We start from the raw sequence: 23911 nt of genomic DNA on the forward strand, positions 1-23911 counted from the left end.
CCGTCGTGCCACGATGGAGGCATGCTGCGCACCGTCTCCGCCTCGCTGGGCCTGCGTCTCTCCGGTCCGACGGACCTCATCTTCCTGGTCGCCGCGACGGCGACCGGCGACGTGTTCGAGGACTCGTTCACCGTGCTCCTCGACGGCGAGCCGGTGCCCGTCAGGGAGCTCGACGCCCGGCACGGCGCGCGCATCCACCGCGTGGAGGCGAACAGGGGCGAGATGTCGGTCGAGTACCGGGCGCGCGTCGAGGGGCGCGGCGCTCCCGACGAGCCCAGTGAGCTGGAGCTCGTCGAGTACCTCCGGCCGAGCCGGTACGCCGAGGCCGATGCGCTCGGCGGTATCGCCCGTCGCGAGTTCGGGCGGGCCCGCGGGTTCGAGGCGCTCGTCGCCGTGGAGGAGTGGGTGCACAGCCACCTCTCCTACGTCTACGGTTCGACGGTCGCGACCGGGGGAGCGGCGCAGGTGATCGAGAGCGGGCAGGGGGTCTGCCGCGACTTCGCGCACACGGTCGCGGGGCTCCTCCGGGCACTCGACATCCCCGCTCGGGTCACCGCCGTCTACGCGCCGGCGCTCCAGCCGAAGGACTTCCACGCGGTGACGGAGGCATGGGTCGGCGGCGCCTGGCACGTGGTCGACGCGACGCGGCTGGCTCCGCGCGGGTCGATGCTCCGGATCTCGTCGGGGCGCGACACCGCCGACACGGCGTTCCTCAGCAGCTACCTGACCGACCTCCGCCTCGAGACGATGAGCGTCGACGCGGAGTGCGACGAGCTGCCGGAGGACGATCACGTCTCTCCCGTGCGGCTGGGCTGAGGGTCAGCCGGTCAGGGCGCTGAGCGCTGCTCGCACGAGGGGCTCGGGGTCTCCCGGCTCGACGAACGACTCGCTCGAGGCCTCGAGCCAGTACTGCTCGGCGAGCACGTCGGCCACGCCGCGGCCCGAGGCGACCTCGTAGTACCCCTCGACGGCCGGCGGCTTGCCGTAGGTGGGAACGGCGTTGCTCGTCGTGTAGAACTCGTTCTTCAGCGCCTCGATGATGTCGGGGTCGAGCTGGGCGACGGCGAGCTGCAGCGTGGCACCGGAGCCGTCCGACCACCCGCAGACGAGACCGTCGTAGCCGGCGATCTCGGTCGAGACCGGGGTCGGCTCCACCTCGCTCGGCGAGAACTCCGACCAGAGACCGGTCAGCGCCGAGGGGGGCACCAGCTCGTCGCAGCTGAGGGCGAGAGGGGTCCCCGTGATCGCACTGCTCGGGCTGGGCTCGGTCTCCTGGGCCTCGGAGCACCCCGCGAGCGCGGCGACGGCGACGACGAGGAGGACGGCGGGTCGGCGCATGCGAGGCACCCTAGCAACTGCACCCGGCGGCCCTGCACCGCCGGGAGGCCGCAGGGGCACCGGCCGGTAGAATCGTGCCCCGTGACTCCCGAACAGCTCGCCGCCTCCCTGCACGCCCTCGTCCTCGACTCCGTGCAGCGACGAGGCAGCGACGCCGAGGTCGAGCTCGCGGACGTCGTGCTCGAGCGGCCCAAGAACCGCGACCACGGCGACTGGGCGTCCAACATCGCGATGAAGCTCGCCAAGAAGGCCGGCGCGAACCCGCGCGAGCTCGCCGCCGAGCTCGCCGAGGGCCTCCTGGCCGTCGACGGTGTCGCCTCGGTCGAGGTCGCCGGCCCGGGCTTCCTGAACGTGCGCCTGGATGCGGCGGCGGCCGGTGCGCTGGCCGGTGTCATCGTCGACGCGGGGGAGTCGTACGGCACCGGCTCCCTCTACTCCGGCGTGCGGATGAACCTCGAGTTCGTCTCGGCCAACCCCACCGGCCCGATCCACATCGGCGGAACCCGCTGGGCGGCCGTCGGCGACAGCCTGGCGCGGGTGCTCATCGCGCAGGGCGCGGAGGTCACCCGCGAGTACTACTTCAACGACCACGGTGCCCAGATCGACCGCTTCACCCGCAGCCTCGTCGCCGCGCACCACGGCGAGCCGACCCCCGAGGACGGCTACGGCGGGGCCTACATCGCCGACATCGCCGCTCGAGTCGTCGCCGCGTACCCGGGCGACCTCTCCACGCTGCCGGAGGCCGAGCTGCACGAGACCTTCCGGTCGATCGGGGTCGAGCTGATGTTCGGCGAGATCAAGCAGAGCCTGCACGAGTTCGGAGTCGACTTCGACGTCTACTTCCACGAGAACTCGCTGCACGAGTCGCGGGCCGTCGAGCGCGCGATCGCGCGCCTCCGCGAGCTCGGCCACATCTTCGAGGCCGACGGGGCGACCTGGCTGCGCACCACCGACTTCGGCGACGACCGCGACCGGGTCATCATCAAGAGCGACGGAGAGGCCGCCTACATCGCGGGCGATCTCGCCTACTACCTCGACAAGCGCGAGCGCGGCTTCGACCGGGCCATCATCATGCTCGGCGCCGATCACCACGGCTACATCGGCCGAATGATGGCGATGTGCGCGGCCTTCGGGGACGTCCCCGGCGTCAACCTCGAGATCCTCATCGGGCAGCTCGTGAACCTGATCCGCGACGGTCAGGCGATGCGGATGTCCAAGCGCGCGGGCACCGTGGTCACGATGGAGGATCTCGTGGAGGCGGTGGGGGTCGACGCCGCGCGGTACTCGCTGGTGCGCTCCTCCGCCGACTCGACGCTCGACATCGACCTCGACCTGCTGACCAAGCGCAGCAACGACAACCCCGTCTACTACGTCCAGTACGCGCACGCCCGCACCCGCCAGGTGTCCGCGAAGGCCCTGGGCTCCGGTGTTCCCCGCGAGCCCTTCTCGCCCGAGACGCTGGTGCACCCCACCGAGTCGGCGCTGCTCGGGGGCCTCCAGGAGTTCCCGCGGATCATCGCGCACGCCGCGGAGCTGCGCGAGCCGCACCGCATCGCCCGCTACCTCGAGGAGATCGCCGGGCTGTACCACCGCTGGTACGACAACTGCCGGGTGGTCCCGCAGGGGGACGATCCGATCGAGGCCGTGCACTCGACCCGCCTCCGCCTGAACGAGGCCACCGGTCAGGTGCTCCGCAACGGGCTCACGCTGCTCGGCGTCACCGCTCCGGACCGGATGTGAGCACCGCGGACGCGGGACGCCCCCGTCGCGGGCGCCGGATCGCGATCATCGCCGCGATCGTCCTGGTGCTGCTCGTGGTGGCGGCGGTCGTCGGCGACGCGGTGGCCCGGCGGGCCGTCGCCGATCAGGCCGCGGCGAGCATCCGGGAGGCGCTCTCGCTGCCCGAGGACCACCCGGTCTCGGTCGACGTGGCCGGCTGGGCGGTGCTGCCGCAGCTGCTGGCGGGCCGCCTCGACCGGCTCGACGTCCGGAGCGACGCGGTCGGCTTCGGCGATCTCACCGGAGACGTCGACGCGACCCTCGAGGGCGTGCCTGCCAGCGGCACCGGGCCGCTCGACTCCGGCACGGCGTCCGTCGCCCTGGACGCCGCCTCCGTCGGCGACCTGGTGGCTGCGCGCAGCGAAGTGCCGATCGACGGCGTGACGCTCGACCCTCCGCTCGTGCGCGTGAACACCTCGGTCGAGGTCCTCGGTCTGACCCTCGCTGCGGGAGTGGGGATCGAGCTCGGAGCGGCCGACGGCGCCATCGAGCTCACCCCGTCGGAGGTCACGGTCGCCGGCACGACTCTGACCGCGGCCGACGTCGAGGAGCGCTTCGGCGGTGTTGCCGACGGCCTGCTCTCTCCGCGCTCGGTCTGCATCGCCGACTCGATCCCGCGGGGGCTCTCGCTCACCGAGGCCACGGTCTCGGCGGAGTCGCTGGACACCGTGTTCGCGCTCTCGCCGACCTTCCTCAGCGATCCCGCGCAGCAGGAGACGGGCACCTGCCCCTGACCCGGCCCTCCGCACTCGACCGGTAGGATCGGAGACCTGTGCCGGCGGTCTGCGCTGGACGAACACTGACAGCACCCTCAACGAACTTGCTGGCTTCAGGGGTCAATCCGGACTCGCTCGCCACGCAGTGACGCTCCCACTCTCTCCTGTGAGGTCTCACCCGTGGAAAACGACGACGCGCCCGTCCGCGCCCCGCGTCATCCGCTCGCGCCCGACTGGCTCCTCACGCCCGACGATGCGAACGCGCTCGTCGACGGCGTCTGGTCGGGCGGGACGGTGCGCGACGACGAGGGTGCCCTGACGGTCGCGGGCATCGCGGCCTCCGATCTCGCCGAGCGGTTCGGCACTCCTCTCTACGTCCTCGACGAGGACGATGCTCGTCGCAGAGCGGCCGCGATGCGGGACGCGTTCGCCCGCGAGCTCGCCCGCATCGGAACGGGAGTGACCGTCTACTACGCGGGCAAGGCGTTCCTCTCGACCGAGGTCGCCCGCTGGATGCGCGACGAGGGTCTGAGCATCGACCTCTCGAGCGGAGGCGAGCTCGCCGTCGCGCTCGCCGCCGGTGTGGATCCGGCCAGGACGGGCCTGCACGGCAACAACAAGTCGCTCGCCGAGATCGAGCGCGCGGTCGAGGTGGGAGTGGGCACGATCGTCCTCGACAGCCCGATCGAGATCGAGCGGGTCGCCGCGGCCGCCGAACGCCTCGGACGCGTCCAGGCGGTGCGGCTGCGCGTGAACAGCGGAGTGCACGCGCACACTCACGAGTTCCTCGCGACCGCGCACGAGGACCAGAAGTTCGGCCTCGCGCTCGCCGACTGCCCGGACGCGGTCGCGCACATTCGCTCGCACGCGAGCCTGCGCTTCCTCGGCCTGCACTGCCACATCGGCTCGCAGATCTTCGGGTCCGCGGGGTTCGCGGAGTCGGCGTCGCGCCTCCTCGACGTGCACGCCGCGCTGCTGGCCGACGGCGACGTCCCCGAGCTGAACCTCGGCGGCGGCTTCGGCATCGCCTACACGAGCGTCGACGACCCCACCCCGATCGACGAGATCGCCGCTGCCATCGCCGACGCCGTCTCCGAGCAGTGCGCGCGCCGGGGGATCCCTGTGCCGCACATCGCGATCGAGCCGGGTCGCTCGCTGATCGGCCCGTCGGGACTGACGCTGTACGAGGTCGGCACGATCAAGGACGTCGTCGTCGGCGGAGCCGGAGCGACGGCCGTGCGCCGGTACGTCAGCGTCGACGGCGGGATGAGCGACAACGCCCGGCCCGCTCTCTACGGTGCCGACTACACCGCACGGATCGCGAACCGCTCCTCCGACGCCGAGCCCGCGCTCGTGCGCGTCGCCGGCAAGCACTGCGAGTCGGGCGACATCGTCGTGCACGACGACTTCCTCCCGGCCGACGTGCAGCCCGGCGACCTCCTCGCGGTGGCCGCGACCGGCGCCTACTGCTGGTCGCTCTCGAGCAACTACAACTACCTCGGTCGTCCTCCCGTCGTCGCCGTGCGCGACGGCGTCGCCCGCGTGATCGTGCGCGGCGAGACCGAGGAGGACCTCCTCCGCCGCGATGCCGGCATCGAACGAAAGGCCATCCTCCGATGATCGAGTACCGCAGCCTCCGAGTCGCCCTGCTGGGCGCCGGATCCGTCGGTGCCCAGGTCGCGCGCCTCCTGCTCGACCACGGCGACGAGCTCGCCCAGCGCGTGGGGGCGCCGCTGGAGCTCGCCGGTGTTGCCGTCAGGGACCTCGACGCACCGCGCACCGCCGACATCCCCCGCGAGTACCTCACGACCGACGCCGAGGCGCTGATCCTGGGTGCCGACATCGTGGTCGAGCTGATCGGCGGGCTCGAGCCGGCGCGCAGCTACATCCTGAAGGCGATCTCCTCCGGAGCGGACGTGATCACCGCCAACAAGGCGCTGCTCGCCGCGCACGGCAACGAGCTGTTCGAGGCGGCCGATCAGGTGGGCGCGCAGCTGAACTACGAGGCGGCCGTGGCCGGGGCGATCCCGATCATCCGCCCCTTGCGCGACAGCCTCGCCGGTGACCGGGTGCACCGAATCCTCGGCATCGTGAACGGCACGACCAACTACATCCTCGACCGGATGGACACCGAGCACTCCTCGCTCGAGGACGCCCTCGCTCGGGCGACCGAGCTCGGCTACGCCGAGGCCGATCCCACCGCCGACATCGAGGGGTACGACGCGGCCCAGAAGGCGGCCATCCTCGCCCGCCTCGCGTTCCACACCGACGTACCGGTGACCCTCGTGCACCGCGAGGGCATCACCGGGATCACCAAGCAGCAGATCGACCAGGCCCGCGACAGCGGCTACGTCGTCAAGCTCCTCGCGATCTGCGAGCGCCTGGTCGACGCGAAGACGGGGGAGGAGGGCGTCTCGGCCCGCGTCTACCCGGCGCTCGTGCACCGCTCCCACCCGCTCGCCGCCGTCCACGGCGCGAACAACGCGGTCTTCGTCGAGGCCGAGGCCGCCGGCAGCCTGATGTTCTACGGAGCGGGCGCCGGCGGGATCGAGACCGCCTCGGCCGTCCTCGGCGACGTCGTCTCGGCCGCGCGCCGCCACGTCGTCGGCGGTCCCGGTCTCGTGACCAGCGCGAGCTCCGGGCTCCCCGTCCTGCCGATCGGTCATGTGACGACCCGCTACCAGGTGACGCTCGAGGTCCTCGACCGCCCCGGTGTGCTCGCGCAGATCGCCGGCGTGTTCGCCGACCACCTCGTCTCGGTCGAGACGCTCGTGCAGACGCCGCCTTCCGTCGATCCGCTCGACGACGCCCCGGCCGGTCCGGAGCGTCGCGAGCCGACCGCTACCCTGGTGATCGGCACGCACGCCGCGGCGGAGTCCGATCTGGCGGCCACCGTCACCGCCCTCCACTCCCACGAGTTCGTCGGCGCCGTGACGTCTGTTCTACGAGTTGAAGGAGCCTGAGATGGCCAAGCAGTGGCGCGGAGTCCTGCACGAGTACGCGGACCGCCTCGACATCACCGAGGCGACGCCGGTCATCACGCTCGGCGAGGGCGGCACGCCGCTCATCCCGGCTCCGGCCCTCTCCGCCCGCACGGGCGCCACGGTCTGGGTCAAGTACGAGGGCATGAACCCGACCGGATCCTTCAAGGACCGCGGCATGACCATGGCGATCTCGAAGGCCGTCGAGCACGGCGCGAAGGCCGTCATCTGCGCGTCGACCGGCAACACGTCCGCCTCGGCCGCCGCCTACGCGACGCACGCCGGCATCACCGCCGCCGTGCTGGTGCCGGAGGGCAAGATCGCGCTCGGCAAGCTGAGCCAGGCGATCGCGCACAACGCGCAGCTCCTGCAGGTGCAGGGCAACTTCGACGACTGCCTCGACATCGCCCGCGACCTCGCGAAGAACTACCCGGTGCACCTGGTCAACTCGGTGAACCCCGACCGCATCGCGGGCCAGAAGACGGCCGCCTACGAGGTCGTCGAGGTTCTCGGAGACGCCCCCGACTTCCACATCGTCCCCGTCGGCAACGCGGGCAACTACACCGCCTACTTCCGCGGCTACTCCGAGGAGCTCGAGCGCGGCGCGACGACGCGCCTCCCGCGCATGTTCGGCTTCCAGGCCGAGGGGTCGGCCCCGATCGTCCACGGAGCCCCCGTCCGCCACCCCGAGACGATCGCGAGCGCCATCCGCATCGGAAACCCCGCCTCGTGGGAGCTCGCGCTGAACGCGCGCAGCGTGAGCGACGGGTACTTCGGCGCGATCAGCGACGAGAAGATCCTCGAGGCCTACCGCCTCCTCGCCGGAGAGGTCGGCATCTTCGTCGAGCCCGCCTCCGCCATCAGTGTGGCCGGCCTCCTCGAGCGCTCGGAGGCGGGCGCGATCCCGAAGGGCGCCACCGTCGTGCTGACGGTCACGGGCCACGGCCTGAAGGACCCCCAGTGGGCCCTCCGCACCGCCGACGGCGCCGACATCACGCCGACCGTCGTCCCCGTCGACACCACCGCGATCGCGGGCGTGCTGGGGCTGGCCGGCGCATGACCTCGGCGGTTCCCGTCGGCCGCACCGTCCACGTCAAGGTCCCCGCGACCTCGGCGAACCTCGGCCCCGGGTTCGACACGCTCGGGCTGGCGCTCTCGTCCTACGACGAGCTCGACGTGACCGCCGTCGCCGCCTCCGGTGCCCGGGTGACCGTGCACGGAGTGGGCGAGGGCGAGGTGCCGACCGATGAGACGAACCTGGTGGTCCAGGCCATCATCTACACCTTCAAGGATCAGCACCAGGAGATGCCCGGCATCGAGGTGATCGCGCGGAACATCATCCCGCACGGCCGCGGGATGGGATCCTCCGGAGCCGCGATCGTCTCGGGGATCATGGCTGCCAAGGGCCTGCTCGACGGGATCGTCTCGCTCGACGCCGACGACCTCCTCCGCATCGCCACCGAGATGGAGGGGCATCCCGACAACGTCGCGCCCGCGCTGTTCGGCGGACTCACCATCGCGTGGGTCGAACCGGATGCGGCGGGGACGGCCGAGACTCCGCTCCGCCCGCGATCGAAGCGGCTGATGGTGCACCGCGGAGTGTCGCCGGTCGTCTTCGTGCCCGAGCACACCATGTCCACCAAGCTCGCGCGGTCCCTGCAGCCGCAGAGCGTGCCGCACGAGGACGCGGTCTTCAACGTCTCGCGCTCGTCGCTGCTCATCGCCGCCCTGATCCAGAGCCCGGAGCTGCTGTTCGCGGCCACCGAGGACAAGCTGCACCAGAACTACCGAGCGGCGGCGATGCCGCAGACGTCGGAGCTCATCGCCCTGCTGCGCTCGCACGGCTACGCGGCCGTCGTCTCCGGGGCGGGACCGAGCGTCCTGGTGCTGTGCAGCGACCCCGCGCAGCGTCTCGCCGCCGCCGATCTCGTCGAGAAAGAGGCAGGCACACCGTGGCGCGCCCACATGCTGGCCGTCGACTTCAAGGGTGCTACAGTGGGGATCGCATCCTGAGGAACCGCGTAACGAGCGGAATCTGTCCGAAGGATCGTCCCGATAACCACGGCCATCGAATCGTGTGAAGGGCGCCCGTCCTGCTCCTCTTGCAGATCGGCGTCCGGTTGTCCGGCTTCTTCCGCGCTCTTCGCGGCCTGCGGCGGGAACAACCGAGAGCATCGCGTGGATCAGAACACGCGATGGAACCGCACGGTCGATGAGCTCTCCCGGTGAGCACTCGCTCCCGGAGGGAAGGAACCCTCTCCAGTGACAGATGTCAACACCCACGGCCCGGCCGTGGACTCCAGCGCCGATCTCTCGGCCCTCCGCGTCGCGGAGCTCCAGGCGCTCGCCACGAGCCTCGGCCTTGGCGGCGCCTCCAAGCTCCGCAAGGGCGAGCTCGTGCAGGCGATCTCCGCTCTCCGCGACGGTGTCGCGGCCGCCGAGGCAGTGCCCACTGAGGCCGTGCTCGCCGTCGACGCAGCCGGCAGCGAGGCCGAGCCGGCCGATGTGATCGAGCAGAGCACGCCGGTCCTCGACGCGCCCGTCGAGTCGCCGCAGTCGCCCACCGAGACGTCCGAGGCCGACACCGCCGACGTCCTCGAGCAGGCCGCCCCGACGGCCGAGGAGGCGCCGGCGCCCGACGCCGACGCCGCGCCTGTCGAGTCGGCGCAGGTCGACCCCGCACCCGCCGAGCCGGCGGCCGTCGAGTCGGCTCCCATCGAGTCGGCTCCCGAATCGGCTCCCGTCGAGTCGGCCCCGGCCGACATCGAGACGCCTGCTGCCGCCGAGCGCGCTCCGCGCCGTCGTGCGTCTCGTCGCGCCTCCAGCGGCACTGTCGCCGCGGGCGAGCACGTCAACATCGAGGGCGGGAGCGGCGTCGAGTCGCTCATCCCCGACCTCCCGGTCATCGAGCCGGCCGCCGAAGCCGACCAGGCTCCCAGGACGGTCATCGACATCGAGCTGCCCAACGGCCCCGAGACCGGCGACTCCTCCCGCGACGGCGGTCAGCGCGAGCGTCGCGGCCGCCGCCGCAGCCGTGGCGGCAGCGCCGAGCAGGCCGACACCGCAGAGGTTGCGTCCGACGACGCCGTCGAGGCCCCCGAGGCGGAGGCGCCTGCAGAGCAGCAGGACACCGCCGAGCAGGACTCGAACGACCAGCAGGGCCAGAGCGATCAGCAGGGCCAGAACGACCAGCAGGGCCAAAGCGACCAGCAGGGCCAGAACGACCAGCAGAGTTCCGGCCGAGGTCGCAACCGCCGCAACCGCAACCGCAGCCGCGGTGACGACCGCCAGGCGAACGACGGCGGCCAGCAGAACGGTCAGGGCAACCAGGGCCAGAACGGTCAGGGAGGCAGCCAGCCCGCGAACGGGCAGAACGCCGGCAACCAGAACACGTCGGGCCAGAACGGTCAGAACAACCAGAACGCCCAGAGCAACCAGCAGTCGAACGCGCAGGGCGGCAACGGCCAGCCCCAGAACGGCCAGCAGGCCGACGGCGAGGACGGCCGTCGCAGCCGGTACCGCGACCGCAAGCGCCGCGGCGGCGCGGTCGGTGACGACTTCGAGCCCGAGATCGGCGAGGACGACGTCCTCATCCCGGTCGCCGGCATCCTCGACGTCCTCGACAACTACGCGTTCGTCCGGACCACCGGCTACCTCCCCGGCGTCAGCGACGTCTACGTCTCGCTCGGCCAGGTCAAGAAGTACAACCTGCGCAAGGGCGACGCGGTCGTCGGCGCGATCCGTCAGCCCCGCGAGGGTGAGGGCGGCGGCCGCCAGAAGTACAACGCGATCGTCCGCGTCGACTCGATCAACGGCCAGACCGTCGAGGAGGCCGCCGCTCGAGTCGAGTTCCAGAAGCTCACCCCGCTCTACCCGACGGAGCGACTGCGCCTCGAGACGGAGCCGGGCAAGCTGACCCAGCGGATCATCGACCTCGTCGCTCCGATCGGCAAGGGCCAGCGCGGCCTCATCGTCGCTCCGCCCAAGGCGGGCAAGACGATCGTGCTGCAGCAGATCGCGAACGCGATCGTCCAGAACAACCCCGAGGTCCACCTCATGGTCGTGCTGGTCGACGAGCGGCCCGAAGAGGTCACCGACATGCAGCGCACGGTGCGCGGTGAGGTCGTCGCCTCGACCTTCGACCGGCCGGCGGAGGACCACACCACGGTCGCCGAGCTCGCCATCGAGCGCGCCAAGCGCCTCGTCGAGCTGGGCCACGACGTCGTCGTGCTGCTCGACTCGATCACCCGTCTCGGTCGCGCCTACAACGTGACCGCCCCGGCCTCCGGCCGTGTCCTCTCGGGCGGAGTGGACGCCTCCGCGCTGTACCCGCCCAAGAAGTTCTTCGGCGCCGCGCGCAACATCGAGAACGGCGGCTCGCTCACCATCCTCGCGACGGCGCTCATCGAGACCGGCTCGAAGATGGACGAGGTGATCTTCGAGGAGTTCAAGGGCACCGGCAACATGGAGCTCCGCCTCTCGCGCCACCTGGCCGACAAGCGGATCTTCCCGGCGGTCGACGTGAACGCGTCGGGCACCCGTCGCGAGGAGATGCTGCTCAGCCAGGACGAGGTCAAGATCACCTGGAAGCTGCGCCGTGCCCTCGCGGGCCTCGACCAGCAGCAGGCGCTCGAGATCATCCTGTCCCGCCTCAAGGAGACGTCCTCGAACGTCGAGTTCCTGATGCAGGTCTCGAAGTCGGCCGTCGGCCCGACCACCGCCGGTCACGGCAACGGCCACCACTAGCGCCCCGACGTCCGCGGTCGCCCCCACCCGGGGCGACCGCGGACGTTTTCGCGTTCCCGGTCCGCAGCCGACCTCCCTCGCCCGTTTCTGCGGGCCGAGACTCTGCTGGTCGAGCAGCCCCCGCAGCGGGCGCATCGAGACCCACCCCACGACGAACACCCGGAAGCCAGGCCCCTCATGTTCGAATCCGTCAGCGTCCTCTTCGCCGAGTACGAGGATCTCCAGACGCAGCTGTCAGACCCCGAGCTGCACGCGGACCCCGCGCGATCGAAGAAGGTCAACCGTCGCTACGCCGAGCTGAGCCAGATCAAGGCGGCGCACGCCGCGTGGGTCGAGGCGGGGGAGGACCTCGAGGCGGCCAGGGAGCTCGCGCGCGACGACGAGGCCTTCGCCGAGGAGGTGCCGCAGCTCGAGGAGTCGTTCCGCGTCGCGCAGGAGAAGCTGCGCCGCCTCCTCATCCCGCGCGACCCCGATGACGGCCGCGACGTGATCATGGAGATCAAGGGCGGCGAGGGCGGGGCCGAGAGCGCGCTGTTCGCCGCCGACCTCCTCCGCATGTACCTCCACTACGCCGAGGCGAAAGGCTGGAAGACCGAGATCCTCGATCGCGACGAGTCCGACCTCGGCGGCTACAAGAACGTGCAGGTCGCCATCAAGAGCACCGCGACCGACCCGTCGCAGGGCGTCTGGGCCCACCTGAAGTACGAGGGTGGCGTCCACCGCGTGCAGCGCGTTCCCGTGACGGAGTCGCAGGGCCGCATCCACACCTCGACGACCGGCGTCCTCGTGTTCCCCGAGGTGGATGCTCCGGAGGAGGTCGCGATCAACCAGAACGACCTCAAGATCGACGTCTACCGCTCGTCAGGGCCCGGCGGCCAGTCGGTCAACACCACCGACTCCGCCGTGCGGATCACCCACCTCCCGACAGGGATCGTGGTGTCGATGCAGAACGAGAAGAGCCAGCTGCAGAACCGCGAGGCCGGGATGCGCGTGCTGCGCGCCCGGATCCTCGCCCGTCAGCAGGAGGAGATCGCCGCGGCGGCCTCCGACGCGCGCAAGACGCAGATCCGCACCATGGACCGCTCCGAGCGCATCCGCACCTACAACTTCCCCGAGAACCGGATCGCCGATCACCGCACCGGCTACAAGGCCTACAACCTCGACGGCGTGATGAACGGAGCCCTCGACCCGGTCATCGAGAGCGCGATCCAGTTCGACGAAGAGGCCCGCCTCGCCGACATCGGCAACGAGGAGTCGTGAGCGTCGTGTCCACCGCCGTCGACGCGCGCGCGCTGCTCGCCGACGCCGTCATCCGTCTGGCGCGAGCCCACGTGCCGACCCCCGACGTCGATGCCGAGCTGCTGCTCGGGCATCTGCTCGGTCTCGGTCGCGGACAGCTGCAGGCGCGCATGATCACCGGTCTGCCGGTCGAGGAGTCCGCGCTGGACGCCTTCGACCGGATGATCGAACGGCGCGCCTCTCGCGAGCCCCTCCAGCACATCACCGGCGTCGCGCCCTTCCGCTCGCTCGAACTCGCCGTCGGCCCGGGCGTCTTCGTCCCGCGCCCCGAGACCGAGGGAGTCGCGCAGATCGCGATCGACGCGCTGCGCTCCGTGGCCGATCCGTCGCCACTCGCCGTCGATCTCGGCACCGGGAGCGGCGCCCTCGCCCTGTCGCTCGCGCACGAGGTGCCGCACGCCCGCGTGATCGGCGTCGAGAACGCCGTCGAGGCGTTCATCTGGGCGCGCGGCAACCGCGATCGACTGGGCCTCGACAATGCGCGGATCGTCTTCGACGACCTCTCTCAGGCACTGCCGGAGTTGGACGGCGCTGTCTCGGTCGTGGTGTCTAACCCGCCGTACATTCCCTCGAACGCGATTCCTCGCGATCCCGAGGTGCGCCTGTTCGACCCTCCGTCCGCGCTCTACGGCGGTGACGACGGACTCGACGTCGTGCGTCGACTGACGGCGACTGCGCGCCGCCTGCTGCGGCCCGGGGGAGTGCTCGTCATCGAGCACGGGGAGTCGCAGGGGGCAGAGATGCGCGCCTTGCTGACCGTGTCGGGGTGGCGGGGAGCGGCCACTCAGAGGGATTTGACGGGGCGTGACCGGGCGACGGTGGCGGTGCGCTGAGCGTCGTGAAAACCGGCGGAGGAGGGGCGCGGCTCAGAGCTCTGTAACGATGATCTCGGCGACGTTGATGGTGCCACCGGTGACAGAATTCAAGCCCATCTTGATCCTGAAGTGCGTGGCCCAGGGTGGGGCGATCCTGCTCCACGACGTCGCGCCGAACGTCTTCTTGAAGGACGCCACGCTCTTCACGTCGGTCATCGAGATGTTCGTGGTTCCTCGCGCGTTGGTCTTCAGCGTCACCGGCGTCGTCGTCCGGGTGAAGCCCTGATTCGCGACGAAGCACTCGATGTACGTGAACGTCCCGCCCGCCGTGCCGCCGGCAAAGGTGATCTCGCTCGCGTAGAACTTACCCGCGGTGCAGGGGACGTCGATCGCGATGGCAGCCCAGGGCTTCGCTGCGTTCCGGGTCAGCACGAGTCTCCCGCCCGAGGTCGTCAGTGCGAGACCGGGACTGTCGGTTCGACTCGTGGCGTCACTGGAGATTGAGAAGACGTCGACGGGCGTCGGTAGGTTGAAGGTTCCGTCGATGAGCTTGTTGGCTGACTTGTGCGTCAGAACCGCTCCCGCTCCGGATCCGGATCCGTTGCCGTCGACGAGCATCATGTTGTCGAACTTGACGTTTGCGGTTCCGCCGACCAGGTAGCCGGAGGTGGTCGTGGTGTTCATCATGGACAGGGAATTGACGCTGATTCCCCCACTCCAGCTGGTGCTCGCGGTCTCGAAGAGGTGTGCCGTCGTAGCCGGCGTCAGATAGATCAGATCCCCGCCCACGATCGTGATCTTCGCGTTCGGAGAGGCGCCGGAGTAGAACGGCGGTAGACCGGACTGGGCTGAGGCGGAACTCATCTCGAAGTGACACTGTGAGAGTGAGACCGATCCATCTTCGGCCTTGATCGTCTGCTTGCACCAGTCGAACGAAGTGGAGTGAAAATGCACTTCCGCATCGGAGTTCGTCACGAGCACGGCGGTGTCCGATGTGCCGATTCCGCCACCGATGAAACGGATGTCGTCGCCGGAATCGGCGAATCCACTGCGGAGAGCGACGCCAGTTGCGCAACCGTAGAGGTGGAAGGCGAAGAACGAGATGCCCGAACCACGGTTCTTGAACTCGAGTCCGGTGTGGTAGCCGTACACTTCGAGGCCGAAGAATCCGATGCCGGCGACATCACCGACACTGGAGTCGAATTGCAGTGCAGAACTACCGAGCGACGTCTTACCCGGCCCGATCAGTCGAAGACCCCGGTAGGTCGTCCGCGCCTGCGTTCCGCCTGCTGGGGCGCTGGAGAAGAATCGAAGCGCTGGGCCGTTCGGAACGGCGGATGAATTGATGTTCGCACCGGTCATCTCTATGGAGATGTACGCGATGTCGATCTCCACGGTCGCGTTGATGCGGAATCCGCGCGAGATGATCAGCGTCGCCTCGACCTTGTTGGAGACAAAATACTTGATCGCGAGCAGAAGGCGTTGCTCGTCCGTCAGGCCGGCATCCCCAAATTCGAGGATGTTGTGAATACTGTCGGTTCGATGCGTCACGTCGTCGGCTGACGCGGTGGGAGCTGCGGACGCTGACGCCGCTGCGACCCCGGCAATACCCGAGAGAGCGAAGACATTCCGGCGAGTCGGCTCCTTCGACGAGGAATATCTGCTCATGACAGAAGGCTAAACCGCATCGAGGAGAGACCCGTTTCCCGGTACCCCCCCAATGGCGGACGGCTCGATCGGACGGTTCCTCACTGTTTCAAGTCGAGGTCAGGGTAATACCGGAGTTGCGGCCGGTCTCGCCCGGAAGATCACACCTCAGTGACGATCACGTCCGAGATCTCCACTGTTCCGACGGATAGCCGCGAGATGTCGAGGGACAACCTGAAGTGCGTCGCCCAGGCCGGGGCGGCACGGGTCGAGGATGGTGCTGTGAAGCTGAGCGCAGCGGGCAGCCTGGTCTTCAGTTCGTCCATGGACACCTGGATGGATTCGCGGACGTCCGACTTCGCCGCGCTGGGGATTGAGGCTGTCGGCTGACCGATCACTGCTATGAACGTCTCGGAGTAGGTGAAGGTTCCGCTCGAGGTCCCTCCTGACACGGTCAGGGAGTTGGCGTACACCTTGCCGGCTACGCAGGGGACGTCGAAGGCGACGACCACGGGTGAGCTCGCGGACGTCCTCGTCACGATGAGCTTTCCCGCCGACGTCGTCAGCGTCGCCCCACCTGCAGCTGTCCTCGACGTCGAGGCCGGCGCGGTGAAGAAGGCATCGGCCACAACGGCGAGGTCGAAGGAACCGTCGATCAGCTTGTTGTTCTTGGGGGACGTGAGGAGGCTTCCGCTGTTGGAGGCGCTGCTCGGGCTGTCCTCCAGTACGACTTGATCAAGTCGAACGTTGCCAGTTCCTCCGATCAGGTATCCGGTAGTCGTGCGCGCAGTGCCGATCGCGAAGTTGACCACGACGATCCCGCATCCCCAGCTCGGGTTCTGGGTCTCGAAGAACGAAGCCGCTGTGCAGACCGATGACGCTGTCAGCCGCCCCCCGATCACCTGCACCTTCGCATCGGTCGACGTCCCCGTGAAGAAGGGAGGAAGCTTCGTAGAGGCCGCTCGATCGCCGAGTTCGACCTCGCATTCGGAAAGGAACACGCCGCCTTTCTCCACTCGAACCGCTTGACCGCAGTCCTCGAACCTGGTCGACGTTACGTGGATGTTGCCGTTCGAGTTGTTGTTGTGGATACCTCGACCGCAAGCAGATATCTCTCCACCGATGAACTTGATGTTCTCGCCGTAATTCGCGGCACCGGAGGGCATCGATGCTCCGGTGCCGCAATCGGTGATCGAGAAGGAGAAGAAGTTGAAGAGGTAGGCGTTGTTCAAGAACTCGACTCCGGTGCCGAAGTCGGAGATCTCGAGGCCGTAGAAACCCACGCCGCGAACGGGATAGGTCGGGGAGTCGAAACGGATTCCGACGCTCGCAGTCCCCTCGCCCGGTCCTGTGAGTCGAAGGCCTCGGTATGAATTTCGAGTGTACGGGTAGCCCGAGCTGCTGCTGTTGAGGAATCGGAGAGCAGGGCCGGTCGTGATGGTCGAGCAGTCGATAGCGCCACCTGTCATCTCCAGTGAGACCCAAGCAATATCGATGTCGACCGGTGACGTGAGGGTGAGCCCGCGCGAGATGATCAGCGTTCCCTGGACTTTGTTGTCCGGGAAGTACTTGAGACCGAGACGGAGGCGCTGCTCGTCGGTGAGTCCTTCATCGCCGAATTGAAGGACGTTGAAGAGGCTCTCGGTCCGCCGAGCAGGATTGTCTGCAACTGCTGGCGGGGCTGCGACCGTCACCGCCACCGCAGCGAGTCCGCTGACGGCCGACGTCTTGATTAGGAGCCGTCGGCTCGGCGAAAGGCCGCTGCTGGTATCAGTCATGGTGGCGACGGTATGCCAGGCACTCCTCCGCCGGTGAGGGGTCGTGAGCCCCGATCGGGGATGTCCGGACGAGAGGTAATCTCGGACTCGGGCCGAGAGGATGTCATCGTCGCCGGCTCGCGGCGGTACTGACGATTGCCCCTGATAGTAGACCGATCACGCGGAGGAAGATCAAGGTGAGCGGTCGGGCTGCGAGGACCCTGATAGTGACTTCAGGCGGCGGGCCGGGACGCCTCCCCACACCGAGTCGTCCTCGCAGTCCTCAGTCACGACCGCCCCCGCGGCGATGACGACGCCTCGTCCAATGGTGACGCCGGGGAGGATGATCGCCCTGGCGCCGATCCAGGAACCGTCCCCGACGACGATGGGCGCCGTCGTCGCTGCTCCCGCGCGGCGACGAAAGTCACCGGGTGCATGGGAGCTGGTGATGAACGAGGCGTCCATCGCGATGTCGCAGTTGCGCCCTATCCGGATGCCGCCGGCCGAGTTGAAGATGCATCGATAGTTGACGAACGAACCAGCCCCGATGCTGATGTCGCGGCTCCCTATCCAGATACCCGCGCAGAGGCGTGACTTCTCGACGTCGAGGCCGAGCAAACGCAGCACCCGCCACCGGAACGAGATCGGTATGAGCGACGATGCAGCGACTCTGTTCAGCACCACGTCGCGGGAGATGATCCAGAGTTCTTTCCGGACTTTCGAGGCGATGGACACTCCTGGACCTCCTGAGGTGATTGATCTCGACGTCGACCGGCGATCGCGCGCCCCCGGTCTCACGTCGGGCGATGTTGCGAAGCGGCGAGCGAACGCGGTCGGGAGTTGCGGACGGAGCTGCCGCGCGTCACGCGGTTCGAGCGCTCGGGCCGCGCCGACATGCTGGTCAGCGGTTCGGACGACGGGGTCCGCCCTTCGCCGGCACGGGCGGCGAGATAGGCGATGGCGATCCAGATCGTCATCACCGTCCACGAAGGTGTCGCGTTGAGCCCGACGAACAGGAAGACGGCCAGAGCGAAGTCGAGTCGGTTGATTCGCCGGACGCGCCACGCGAGCGCGACGAGCAGCAGAGTGAAGGCGAGGAAGGCGAAGAGTCCGTGCTCGGCGAAGATCTGCACGAAGGCTGACGGGGTGATCGGACGGATCCCGGAGCTGTAGCCGGCCGGGACGGTACTGAAGTCCGCGTACGACGGCTGGTAGACGCCGAACCGGCCTGCACCTACTCCGGCCCCTGCATGATCCCAGCCCATTCCGATCCCGGCGTCGGCGTTGAGAGTGCGAGTCCGGGACGAGTACGAGATGCTGTCGCCCGCCGCTGCAGCCGGCCCGAGCCCCAGCTTGCCGAGCTGGTGATCGGCGTACGCGGTGACGGAAGGGACGAAGGCGAACGCCAGACCCAGGATCGGGATGACCGAGCCCACGAGTGCTGTACCCGCCCTGACATCGGGCCGGAGAATGAGCATGACCCCGATGCCGACGATGAGACCGGCGAGAGCGGAGGTCGACTGCGAGTACAGCAACAGGGCGACGGCGAGGAAGCAGTCGACGGTGCGGCGTCTCACCGTCGCTCCTCGCAATGAGGTGAAGAACGCGAACGCGGCGAAGAAGCCGAGGTAGTTGCCCTCGAGGAAGGATCCGTTCCTCGGAAGATTCGTGCCGAACGCGCGACCGAACTGGATGTTGCCGTTCACGATCGCCAGTACACTGCTCGAGCCCGCCAGCCACAGGCCTATCTGCACCAGGGCGTACAGGGCGGCGAGTCGGACCGCCACTGACGTGGCGCGGACGATGACATCCGCTCCGATGCGCGTCGCCATCAGATAAGCAGTAGCGATCACGAGGATCGCGTACGCCGTGTACTGGAGGAGGTCGAGCGTGAAGCCCAGGCTGTAGCCGGGCGCCGAGGCCACCGGCAGAGGCGTGAGGGCGGCGATGAGGGTGGACGCGCCGATTATCACGGTGAAGACAGCGAGGAGGGGCCAGCCGGCGAAGGAGGATCGCGCTCGAGCTCCGCCGACCACGCAGAAGAAGCAACCGAGGCCGGCGAAGATCTCGCTGAGCTTGAGCGGGAAACCGACGGAGACGGTGAAGACCTGCTGGAACGGGACGAACGCCACGGTGAGGAAGAGGCAGAGTTCAGCAAGGGTCAGGGACTTCCGGCCCGAGTGCACCTGGAGCCCCCCCGAGCGCGCCTGAGGCTTCATTGAACGATCTCGTCTCGCGTCTGGGCCGGTCATCGCGGTCAGTGTAGCCCGTCGTCGGACTCGCCTCCCCGTGCCGCAACCAGGCGCGAAGTTGACAGTGGCGCGCGCCACAGCGCCCCCTGTCGTGGGCCGTGCTCGCAACCCCTCAGAACCGGTAGCGTAATTGTCGCCCCGCTCCCGGTGTCGACGTCGAGGCCTGTTGCATCTTCCGCCAACGACCGAGAGGCCTTCTTGTCTGCCGTCACAGTGATCTACGTCGCCTATCACACGCCATTGGCGATGATCATGGACAGCATCGAATCGGTCGAGCGTGCCGCTGAGGTCGCCGGAGCCGACGTCGAGATCCTCGTCGCCGACAACGGTGGAGCGGCGCAGCATGCGGATGCGTTGTCCGGGCGGGCCGCAGTCGTCGGCGCCGGGCGCAACGTCGGCTTCGGCGACGCGGTGAACGACTGCGTGCAGATGTCGTCGGGCGAATGGGTGTTGATGATGAATCCGGATTCGCGGGCGCGCCCGGAGCTGCTCGAGTCGCTGTTGAGGCACGCTCGGCCTTCCACTCGTACGTTCTTCGGGTCGCTCCTGATCACGAACGGGCGGGCTCAGGTCCATGCGTTCAATCTCTGGTGGTCGTCCCTCGAACTGCTCGCCCGCAAAGCCTCCTTCTCTCGTCGTCTTGACGAGTGGATCGAGACCTCGATCCCGGTTCCGGTCCCTCGTCTCTGCGGCGCGGGCCTCTTCGGCCGGCGGGCGGACCTGCTCGAGGTCGGGCCGTTCGACGCGTCCTTCTTCCTGTACGGCGAAGACGTTGACTTTTCGCTCCGTGCCCGCGCCCGCGGGTACGACCTGATCCTCGTGCCCACTGCCGTCATCGACCACGACGCAGGGACCTCCTCGGAGGGAGCATCGGAACTCGTCCAAGCGGCGCGCACCGACGCGCATCTCCGCTTGCTCGCGCATCACCGACCACTGCCGTTCGCCCTGGTCGCCCGTCTCGAGTACACGATCTCCACGGCCGCCGGAGTGCTGACGAACCTGCTCAGAGGGCAGGTGTGGCGTGCTCGTGCGGCTCGATTCCCGGAGATCCGCCGCTGGGGCGTCCAGAGGGAGGCGCCCCGCTTTGACCCGGTCGAGTGGGCTTCGCGGTCCGCTCGGAAGCGGACTCCATGAGGGGGCCGCTTCGGCGCATCCATCGAGTCATGAACACCCCGGCGGGAATCAGCCTCTCCCGGGTCTTCACCGCCGCCCTTTCTCTTGTGACGGCGCCGATCATCGCTCATGCGATCGGCCCGGAGGGGCGCGGCTTGACCGCCGGGTCCCTGGCGGCGATACAGATCATTGGCATCGCGGCCGGTATGGGAGTCCCGCTCGCCGTTCGACGCAGATCGGTTCAGGAGTCGGATCGTGCAGATCTGATCCGGACCGCGCGGTTGTTCGGCTGGTTCACCGCAGTTCCCGCTGCGGCAGTGGGAGTCGCCTGCCTCCTTCTCTTCCTGGGCGGCCTGGGACCGGTGGACTCGGTCATCTTCCTCATCGCCATGGCGTCGGGCGCGCTGACCGTTCTGTGGACCATAGACGCGAATGTCTTCGTCGCTGAGAAGATGTACTTCCGCATCGTCAGCCTCAGTTCCATCCAGACGGTCGTGTACTTCGCAGTGATCGTCTGCCTTTGGGCGTTCGGGGCCCTGACTGTGGGTGGCGTCCTGCTCGCCTTTGTGGCCGGCACCGTCGCCGCTTTCGCCCTGGGACGGTTTTGGGTCCGCGCCGGTGCAGGAAAGGTCCGTGGTCTCGGCTCCCTGTGCCGCGAGGGTGCGACGATGTGGGGGAGTCAGGCCGCCGAGATCGCGAGCTATCGGCTGGACCAGCTGCTTGTGCTTCCAGTGATCGGGGCCTCTGCCACAGGCATTTACTCGATCGCAGTCACAATAGGAACTCTGCCCTTCAGCCTCGCTGTCGGTCTCGGAGCAGCCGTCTTCCAGGGCTTCGCTCGATCCGACTCGAAGGACCTCGTCGTCACCGCACTGCGCCACATCTTCGTCGTGACCTCCGCCGTGAGTATCGTGCTGGGGGTCGCTGCGGTCTGGGTCGTACCTCTGCTGTTTGGCGAGAGGTTCTCCGAGTCGGTCCCCGTAGCGTGGATCACGCTCATCGGCTGCCAGTTCATCGTCGGGAACTACATCGCAGTCACGGCGCTGGTCTCTCGCAAGCAGGGGATGAGCATGACTGCCATGCAGGTCATCGGTCTCGCCGTCGGGATCGCGGCCCTGTATCCGTTGGGCGCGGTATGGGGTCCGATGGGCGCTGCCACGGCCTCCTCCTTGGGTTATGCGGTGACGCTCGCCTTCGCGCTCTTCGCGCTTCGCATCTCCCCACTCGCCGTCGTTCCGCGGCCGCGAGACGTGCGGCCGGCCTTCAAGACCTTCCTCGAGCGCGGATGATGCGCGCGAACACAGTCCCGCTGATCCTCGCTCCCGCGATGCATCCCTCTCACCGCACGGGCGGTGGATCGTGACTCCGACACTCCTCCTCGCAGAGGCGGTGCCACTCGCTTCAGCGCTCGCAGCCGAGATCGCCCGAACCGAGGGGATTCGGCTCCTGTGCATCAAGGGCCCGAGCGCCGCGATCCTCGGGCTCCGAGAGCCTCGGGTGTCCAGCGATGTCGACGTCCTGGTCGACCCCGCGCAGTGGGACGCCTTCGTCGATCAGCTTGTTCGGCGCGGATGGAAGGCCCGGGTGGAATCGGATGCGCCGAGATTCTTCCCCCGCCATTCTCAGACCTACTCGCACCCTGCCTGGCCCTGCGACATCGATGTGCATCACCAGTATCCGGGCTTCTTCGCCGCTCCTGGCGAGGCCTTCGCCGTACTGTGGCCGCGACGGACGTCCGTCGCCCTCGCAGGCGTGGACGTCGAGGTGCCGGACCGCATCGCGAGCGGTCTGATCCTCGCGGTTCACGCGCTCCGCGACCCAGAGGCCCCGCGCTCGATCTCGGAGCTCGCGCTCCTCGAGACTCGCCTGGTAAACGACTCCGGTGACATGCAAGACGTCCTGCAGCTTGCGGAACGACTCCGCGCGCGATCGACGTTGCGCCCGTTTCTCCGAAGACTGCCGGGGATCGGCCCTCTTCCCGAGGACCTGACTTCTCATGAGCTCGAGGCCTGGCTGCTCCTCACTGCCAACGAGCGGACGACGGCCTTCCACTGGTGGGTCGCTCTGACGAAAGGGCCGTGGGCGAGGCGGCCCCGTATCCTTGTGAAAGCCTTCCGGCCTATTGTGACGGCTCTCGTCAGAGGAGAAGTGAGCTGGACCGAGACAGTGAGAAGCCTGCGGCTTCACGCCCGCGGGATCCGACGTAGCCGTGCCGCCTTCCGGCGTTCGCGCGCGCGTCGGTGGACCGAGGACGAGCAAGGCAGGAGGCGGAGCCGGTGAGCGGAGTCGATGAGCATGCGGCGGACCGACGAGATAAGGAGGATGACGTGCCTTCTGCGTCGTCACGATTACAAGATGACGCCCGGAGTTCCTCGGACCCGACCGTCATCCTCAGTGGGCGTAAAGCGGTGGTGCACATCGCCGAGAGCTTTGCTGGAGGAGTCTCTGTCGCGATCCAGGACTACATGAGGAACACGCCGGAGAGATCGCATCACCTCATCTTCGCGCAGCGCTCGGATGCCCCGATTTCGGGGTCCGAGCTTCAAGACTTCGCAACGGTGACGCCGCTGCCGCTCGGCTTCCTCGCACGAATCAGAACGATCCGGCGCGTGGTGTCCTCCCTGCCGGACGTCATCGTCCACGCACACTCCAGCTTCGGCGGGGCGTACACCAGGTTGGCGCTGCGGGCGAAATCGTCATGCCCGATCGTCTACACACCGCACTGCTACGCCTTCGAGCGCAGGGACATCTCCACGCTGTGGAGAGTCGCGTACCGCGCCGTGGAGTTCGCGCTCTCCTTCAACACCTCCGCTTATGCTGCCTGCTCGAGACGCGAGGAGACGCTCTCGAAGTGGCCGCTCGGACGGCGGAAAGCTGTCTTCGTTCCGAATGTGCCACCCCGCCACCTCGTGCCCCGCAGCGCCTTCGCCCCGGAGGACAGTGAGCGGTCACTCCGAGTCGTCGGGGCCGGCCGATTCGGCGCGCAGAAGGCGCCGGAGTTCTTCGCTGCCGCAGTGGCCGATCTTCGGGCCGCAGGACACGATCTAGATGCGCTGTGGATCGGCGGAGGGAGAGACGACAGGATCCAGGGTCTGCTCGATCAGGCCGGAGTCCGCGTCACGGGATGGTTGCCGAGAGAATCAGCGCTAGAGATCCTCGTCACCGCCGACCTCTATCTGCACGTAGCCCGCTGGGAGGGCTTCCCCGTCGCTGTTCTGGAGTCCGTAGCGCTCGGCGTCCCGACCATTGTGCGAGCGATTCCGGCGTTCGACGACGTAGCCCTTCCTGTCAAAGTCGACGACCCGACAGACCTCCGCCTGAGATGGTCGGAACTGATCGACCCCGCCGTGAGGAACCGTCTGGTCCAGGAGTCGAGACAAGTGCTCGCCGACTATTCGGACTCAGGCCAGGCGCGCGCATTGCGTCGGATATACGACGGCGTCCCGGCTTCCAAGAAAGGGCAATGAG

19 protein-coding genes are annotated in these 23911 nt (G+C 68.4%); 14 read left to right on the forward strand and 5 right to left on the reverse strand.

Features of this window, described 5'->3' with window-relative positions:
* Positions 1 to 21: 21 nt before the first annotated feature.
* A complete protein-coding gene (locus tag B9Y99_RS04990) occupies positions 22 to 816 on the forward strand; it encodes a transglutaminase-like domain-containing protein (RefSeq protein ID WP_085475441.1) in 795 nt (264 codons plus the stop codon).
* A 3-nt stretch (positions 817 to 819) separates the two neighbouring features.
* On the opposite strand, the gene B9Y99_RS04995 is transcribed toward B9Y99_RS04990, so the two are convergent.
* A complete protein-coding gene (locus tag B9Y99_RS04995; RefSeq protein ID WP_085475442.1) occupies positions 820 to 1338 on the reverse strand; it encodes a hypothetical protein in 519 nt (172 codons plus the stop codon).
* Between the two features lie 81 nt (positions 1339 to 1419).
* Here B9Y99_RS04995 and argS point away from each other — a divergent pair, with 81 nt between their 5' ends.
* The 9 genes from argS to prmC all read left to right on the forward strand — a co-directional run bounded on the left by argS (position 1420) and on the right by prmC (position 13692).
* On the forward strand, positions 1420 to 3078 hold the full coding sequence (gene argS / locus B9Y99_RS05000; protein WP_085475443.1) for an arginine--tRNA ligase: 1659 nt from the start codon (positions 1420 to 1422) through the stop codon (positions 3076 to 3078).
* The gene (locus B9Y99_RS05005; protein WP_085475444.1) at positions 3075 to 3851 is read left to right on the forward strand and encodes an LmeA family phospholipid-binding protein; all 777 of its coding nucleotides are present in this window, start codon (positions 3075 to 3077) and stop codon (positions 3849 to 3851) included. Before argS ends, B9Y99_RS05005 begins: the two co-directional genes overlap by 4 nt.
* A 162-nt stretch (positions 3852 to 4013) precedes the next feature.
* Complete coding sequence (gene lysA / locus B9Y99_RS05010) at positions 4014 to 5453, forward strand: diaminopimelate decarboxylase (RefSeq protein ID WP_085475445.1); 1440 nt, start codon at positions 4014 to 4016, stop codon at positions 5451 to 5453.
* The gene (locus tag B9Y99_RS05015; protein ID WP_085475446.1) at positions 5450 to 6796 is read left to right on the forward strand and encodes a homoserine dehydrogenase; all 1347 of its coding nucleotides are present in this window, start codon (positions 5450 to 5452) and stop codon (positions 6794 to 6796) included. The genes lysA and B9Y99_RS05015 overlap by 4 nt, the downstream gene beginning before the upstream one ends.
* A 1-nt stretch (position 6797) precedes the next feature.
* Positions 6798 to 7874 carry a threonine synthase gene (thrC, locus tag B9Y99_RS05020; RefSeq protein WP_085475447.1) on the forward strand — a complete coding sequence of 359 codons (1077 nt, stop codon included), beginning with the start codon at positions 6798 to 6800 and terminating at the stop codon, positions 7872 to 7874.
* The gene (gene thrB / locus B9Y99_RS05025; RefSeq protein ID WP_085475448.1) at positions 7871 to 8827 is read left to right on the forward strand and encodes a homoserine kinase; all 957 of its coding nucleotides are present in this window, start codon (positions 7871 to 7873) and stop codon (positions 8825 to 8827) included. Before thrC ends, thrB begins: the two co-directional genes overlap by 4 nt.
* A gap of 249 nt (positions 8828 to 9076) precedes the next feature.
* On the forward strand, positions 9077 to 11560 hold the full coding sequence (rho, locus tag B9Y99_RS05030; protein ID WP_085475449.1) for a transcription termination factor Rho: 2484 nt from the start codon (positions 9077 to 9079) through the stop codon (positions 11558 to 11560).
* Positions 11561 to 11737: 177 nt separating this feature from the next.
* Positions 11738 to 12820 (forward strand): peptide chain release factor 1, encoded by a 1083-nt coding sequence (gene prfA / locus B9Y99_RS05035; protein ID WP_085475450.1) that lies wholly within the window; start codon positions 11738 to 11740, stop codon positions 12818 to 12820.
* The gene (gene prmC, locus B9Y99_RS05040; protein WP_085475451.1) at positions 12817 to 13692 is read left to right on the forward strand and encodes a peptide chain release factor N(5)-glutamine methyltransferase; all 876 of its coding nucleotides are present in this window, start codon (positions 12817 to 12819) and stop codon (positions 13690 to 13692) included. The genes prfA and prmC overlap by 4 nt, the downstream gene beginning before the upstream one ends.
* A gap of 33 nt (positions 13693 to 13725) precedes the next feature.
* On the opposite strand, the gene B9Y99_RS05045 is transcribed toward prmC, so the two are convergent.
* The 4 genes from B9Y99_RS05045 to B9Y99_RS05060 form a co-directional block, all read right to left on the reverse strand.
* On the reverse strand, positions 13726 to 15342 hold the full coding sequence (locus B9Y99_RS05045) for a hypothetical protein (RefSeq protein WP_129587898.1): 1617 nt from the start codon (positions 15340 to 15342) through the stop codon (positions 13726 to 13728).
* A 140-nt stretch (positions 15343 to 15482) separates the two neighbouring features.
* Positions 15483 to 17099 (reverse strand): hypothetical protein, encoded by a 1617-nt coding sequence (locus B9Y99_RS05050; protein WP_129587899.1) that lies wholly within the window; start codon positions 17097 to 17099, stop codon positions 15483 to 15485.
* Positions 17100 to 17270: 171 nt separating this feature from the next.
* Complete coding sequence (locus B9Y99_RS19145) at positions 17271 to 17813, reverse strand: acyltransferase (protein ID WP_085475454.1); 543 nt, start codon at positions 17811 to 17813, stop codon at positions 17271 to 17273.
* Positions 17814 to 17872: 59 nt separating this feature from the next.
* Positions 17873 to 19297, reverse strand: a complete 1425-nt coding sequence (locus B9Y99_RS05060) for an O-antigen ligase family protein (RefSeq protein WP_085475455.1) — start codon at positions 19295 to 19297, stop codon at positions 17873 to 17875.
* A 246-nt stretch (positions 19298 to 19543) separates the two neighbouring features.
* Between B9Y99_RS05060 and B9Y99_RS05065 the strand changes: the two genes are divergently transcribed.
* The 4 genes from B9Y99_RS05065 (at position 19544) to B9Y99_RS05080 (ending at position 23910) form a co-directional block, all read left to right on the forward strand.
* Positions 19544 to 20464, forward strand: a complete 921-nt coding sequence (locus B9Y99_RS05065) for a glycosyltransferase family 2 protein (protein ID WP_085475456.1) — start codon at positions 19544 to 19546, stop codon at positions 20462 to 20464.
* Positions 20465 to 20493: 29 nt separating this feature from the next.
* On the forward strand, positions 20494 to 21732 hold the full coding sequence (locus B9Y99_RS05070; RefSeq protein ID WP_165759533.1) for a lipopolysaccharide biosynthesis protein: 1239 nt from the start codon (positions 20494 to 20496) through the stop codon (positions 21730 to 21732).
* Between the two features lie 70 nt (positions 21733 to 21802).
* Complete coding sequence (locus tag B9Y99_RS05075) at positions 21803 to 22723, forward strand: nucleotidyltransferase family protein (protein WP_165759534.1); 921 nt, start codon at positions 21803 to 21805, stop codon at positions 22721 to 22723.
* The gene (locus B9Y99_RS05080; RefSeq protein ID WP_129587902.1) at positions 22720 to 23910 is read left to right on the forward strand and encodes a glycosyltransferase family 4 protein; all 1191 of its coding nucleotides are present in this window, start codon (positions 22720 to 22722) and stop codon (positions 23908 to 23910) included. Before B9Y99_RS05075 ends, B9Y99_RS05080 begins: the two co-directional genes overlap by 4 nt.
* Position 23911: the final 1 nt, after the last annotated feature.

It is taken from the genome of Rathayibacter oskolensis (genome assembly GCF_900177245.1).
GTDB classification, from domain to species: Bacteria; Actinomycetota; Actinomycetes; order Actinomycetales; family Microbacteriaceae; genus Rathayibacter; species Rathayibacter oskolensis.

What these genes read in the sequence shown, in the direction of transcription:
- B9Y99_RS04990 (WP_085475441.1), top strand. Translation starts at nt 22, where the DNA reads ATGCTGCGCACCGTCTCCGCCTCGCTGGGCCTGCGTCTCTCCGGTCCG.
- B9Y99_RS04995 (WP_085475442.1), bottom strand. Translation starts at nt 1,338, where the DNA reads ATGCGCCGACCCGCCGTCCTCCTCGTCGTCGCCGTCGCCGCGCTCGCG.
- B9Y99_RS05015 (WP_085475446.1), top strand. Translation starts at nt 5,450, where the DNA reads ATGATCGAGTACCGCAGCCTCCGAGTCGCCCTGCTGGGCGCCGGATCC.
- thrC (WP_085475447.1), top strand. Translation starts at nt 6,798, where the DNA reads ATGGCCAAGCAGTGGCGCGGAGTCCTGCACGAGTACGCGGACCGCCTC.
- thrB (WP_085475448.1), top strand. Translation starts at nt 7,871, where the DNA reads ATGACCTCGGCGGTTCCCGTCGGCCGCACCGTCCACGTCAAGGTCCCC.
- prfA (WP_085475450.1), top strand. Translation starts at nt 11,738, where the DNA reads ATGTTCGAATCCGTCAGCGTCCTCTTCGCCGAGTACGAGGATCTCCAG.
- B9Y99_RS05045 (WP_129587898.1), bottom strand. Translation starts at nt 15,342, where the DNA reads ATGAGCAGATATTCCTCGTCGAAGGAGCCGACTCGCCGGAATGTCTTC.
- B9Y99_RS05050 (WP_129587899.1), bottom strand. Translation starts at nt 17,099, where the DNA reads ATGACTGATACCAGCAGCGGCCTTTCGCCGAGCCGACGGCTCCTAATC.
- B9Y99_RS05060 (WP_085475455.1), bottom strand. Translation starts at nt 19,297, where the DNA reads ATGAAGCCTCAGGCGCGCTCGGGGGGGCTCCAGGTGCACTCGGGCCGG.
- B9Y99_RS05070 (WP_165759533.1), top strand. Translation starts at nt 20,494, where the DNA reads ATGAACACCCCGGCGGGAATCAGCCTCTCCCGGGTCTTCACCGCCGCC.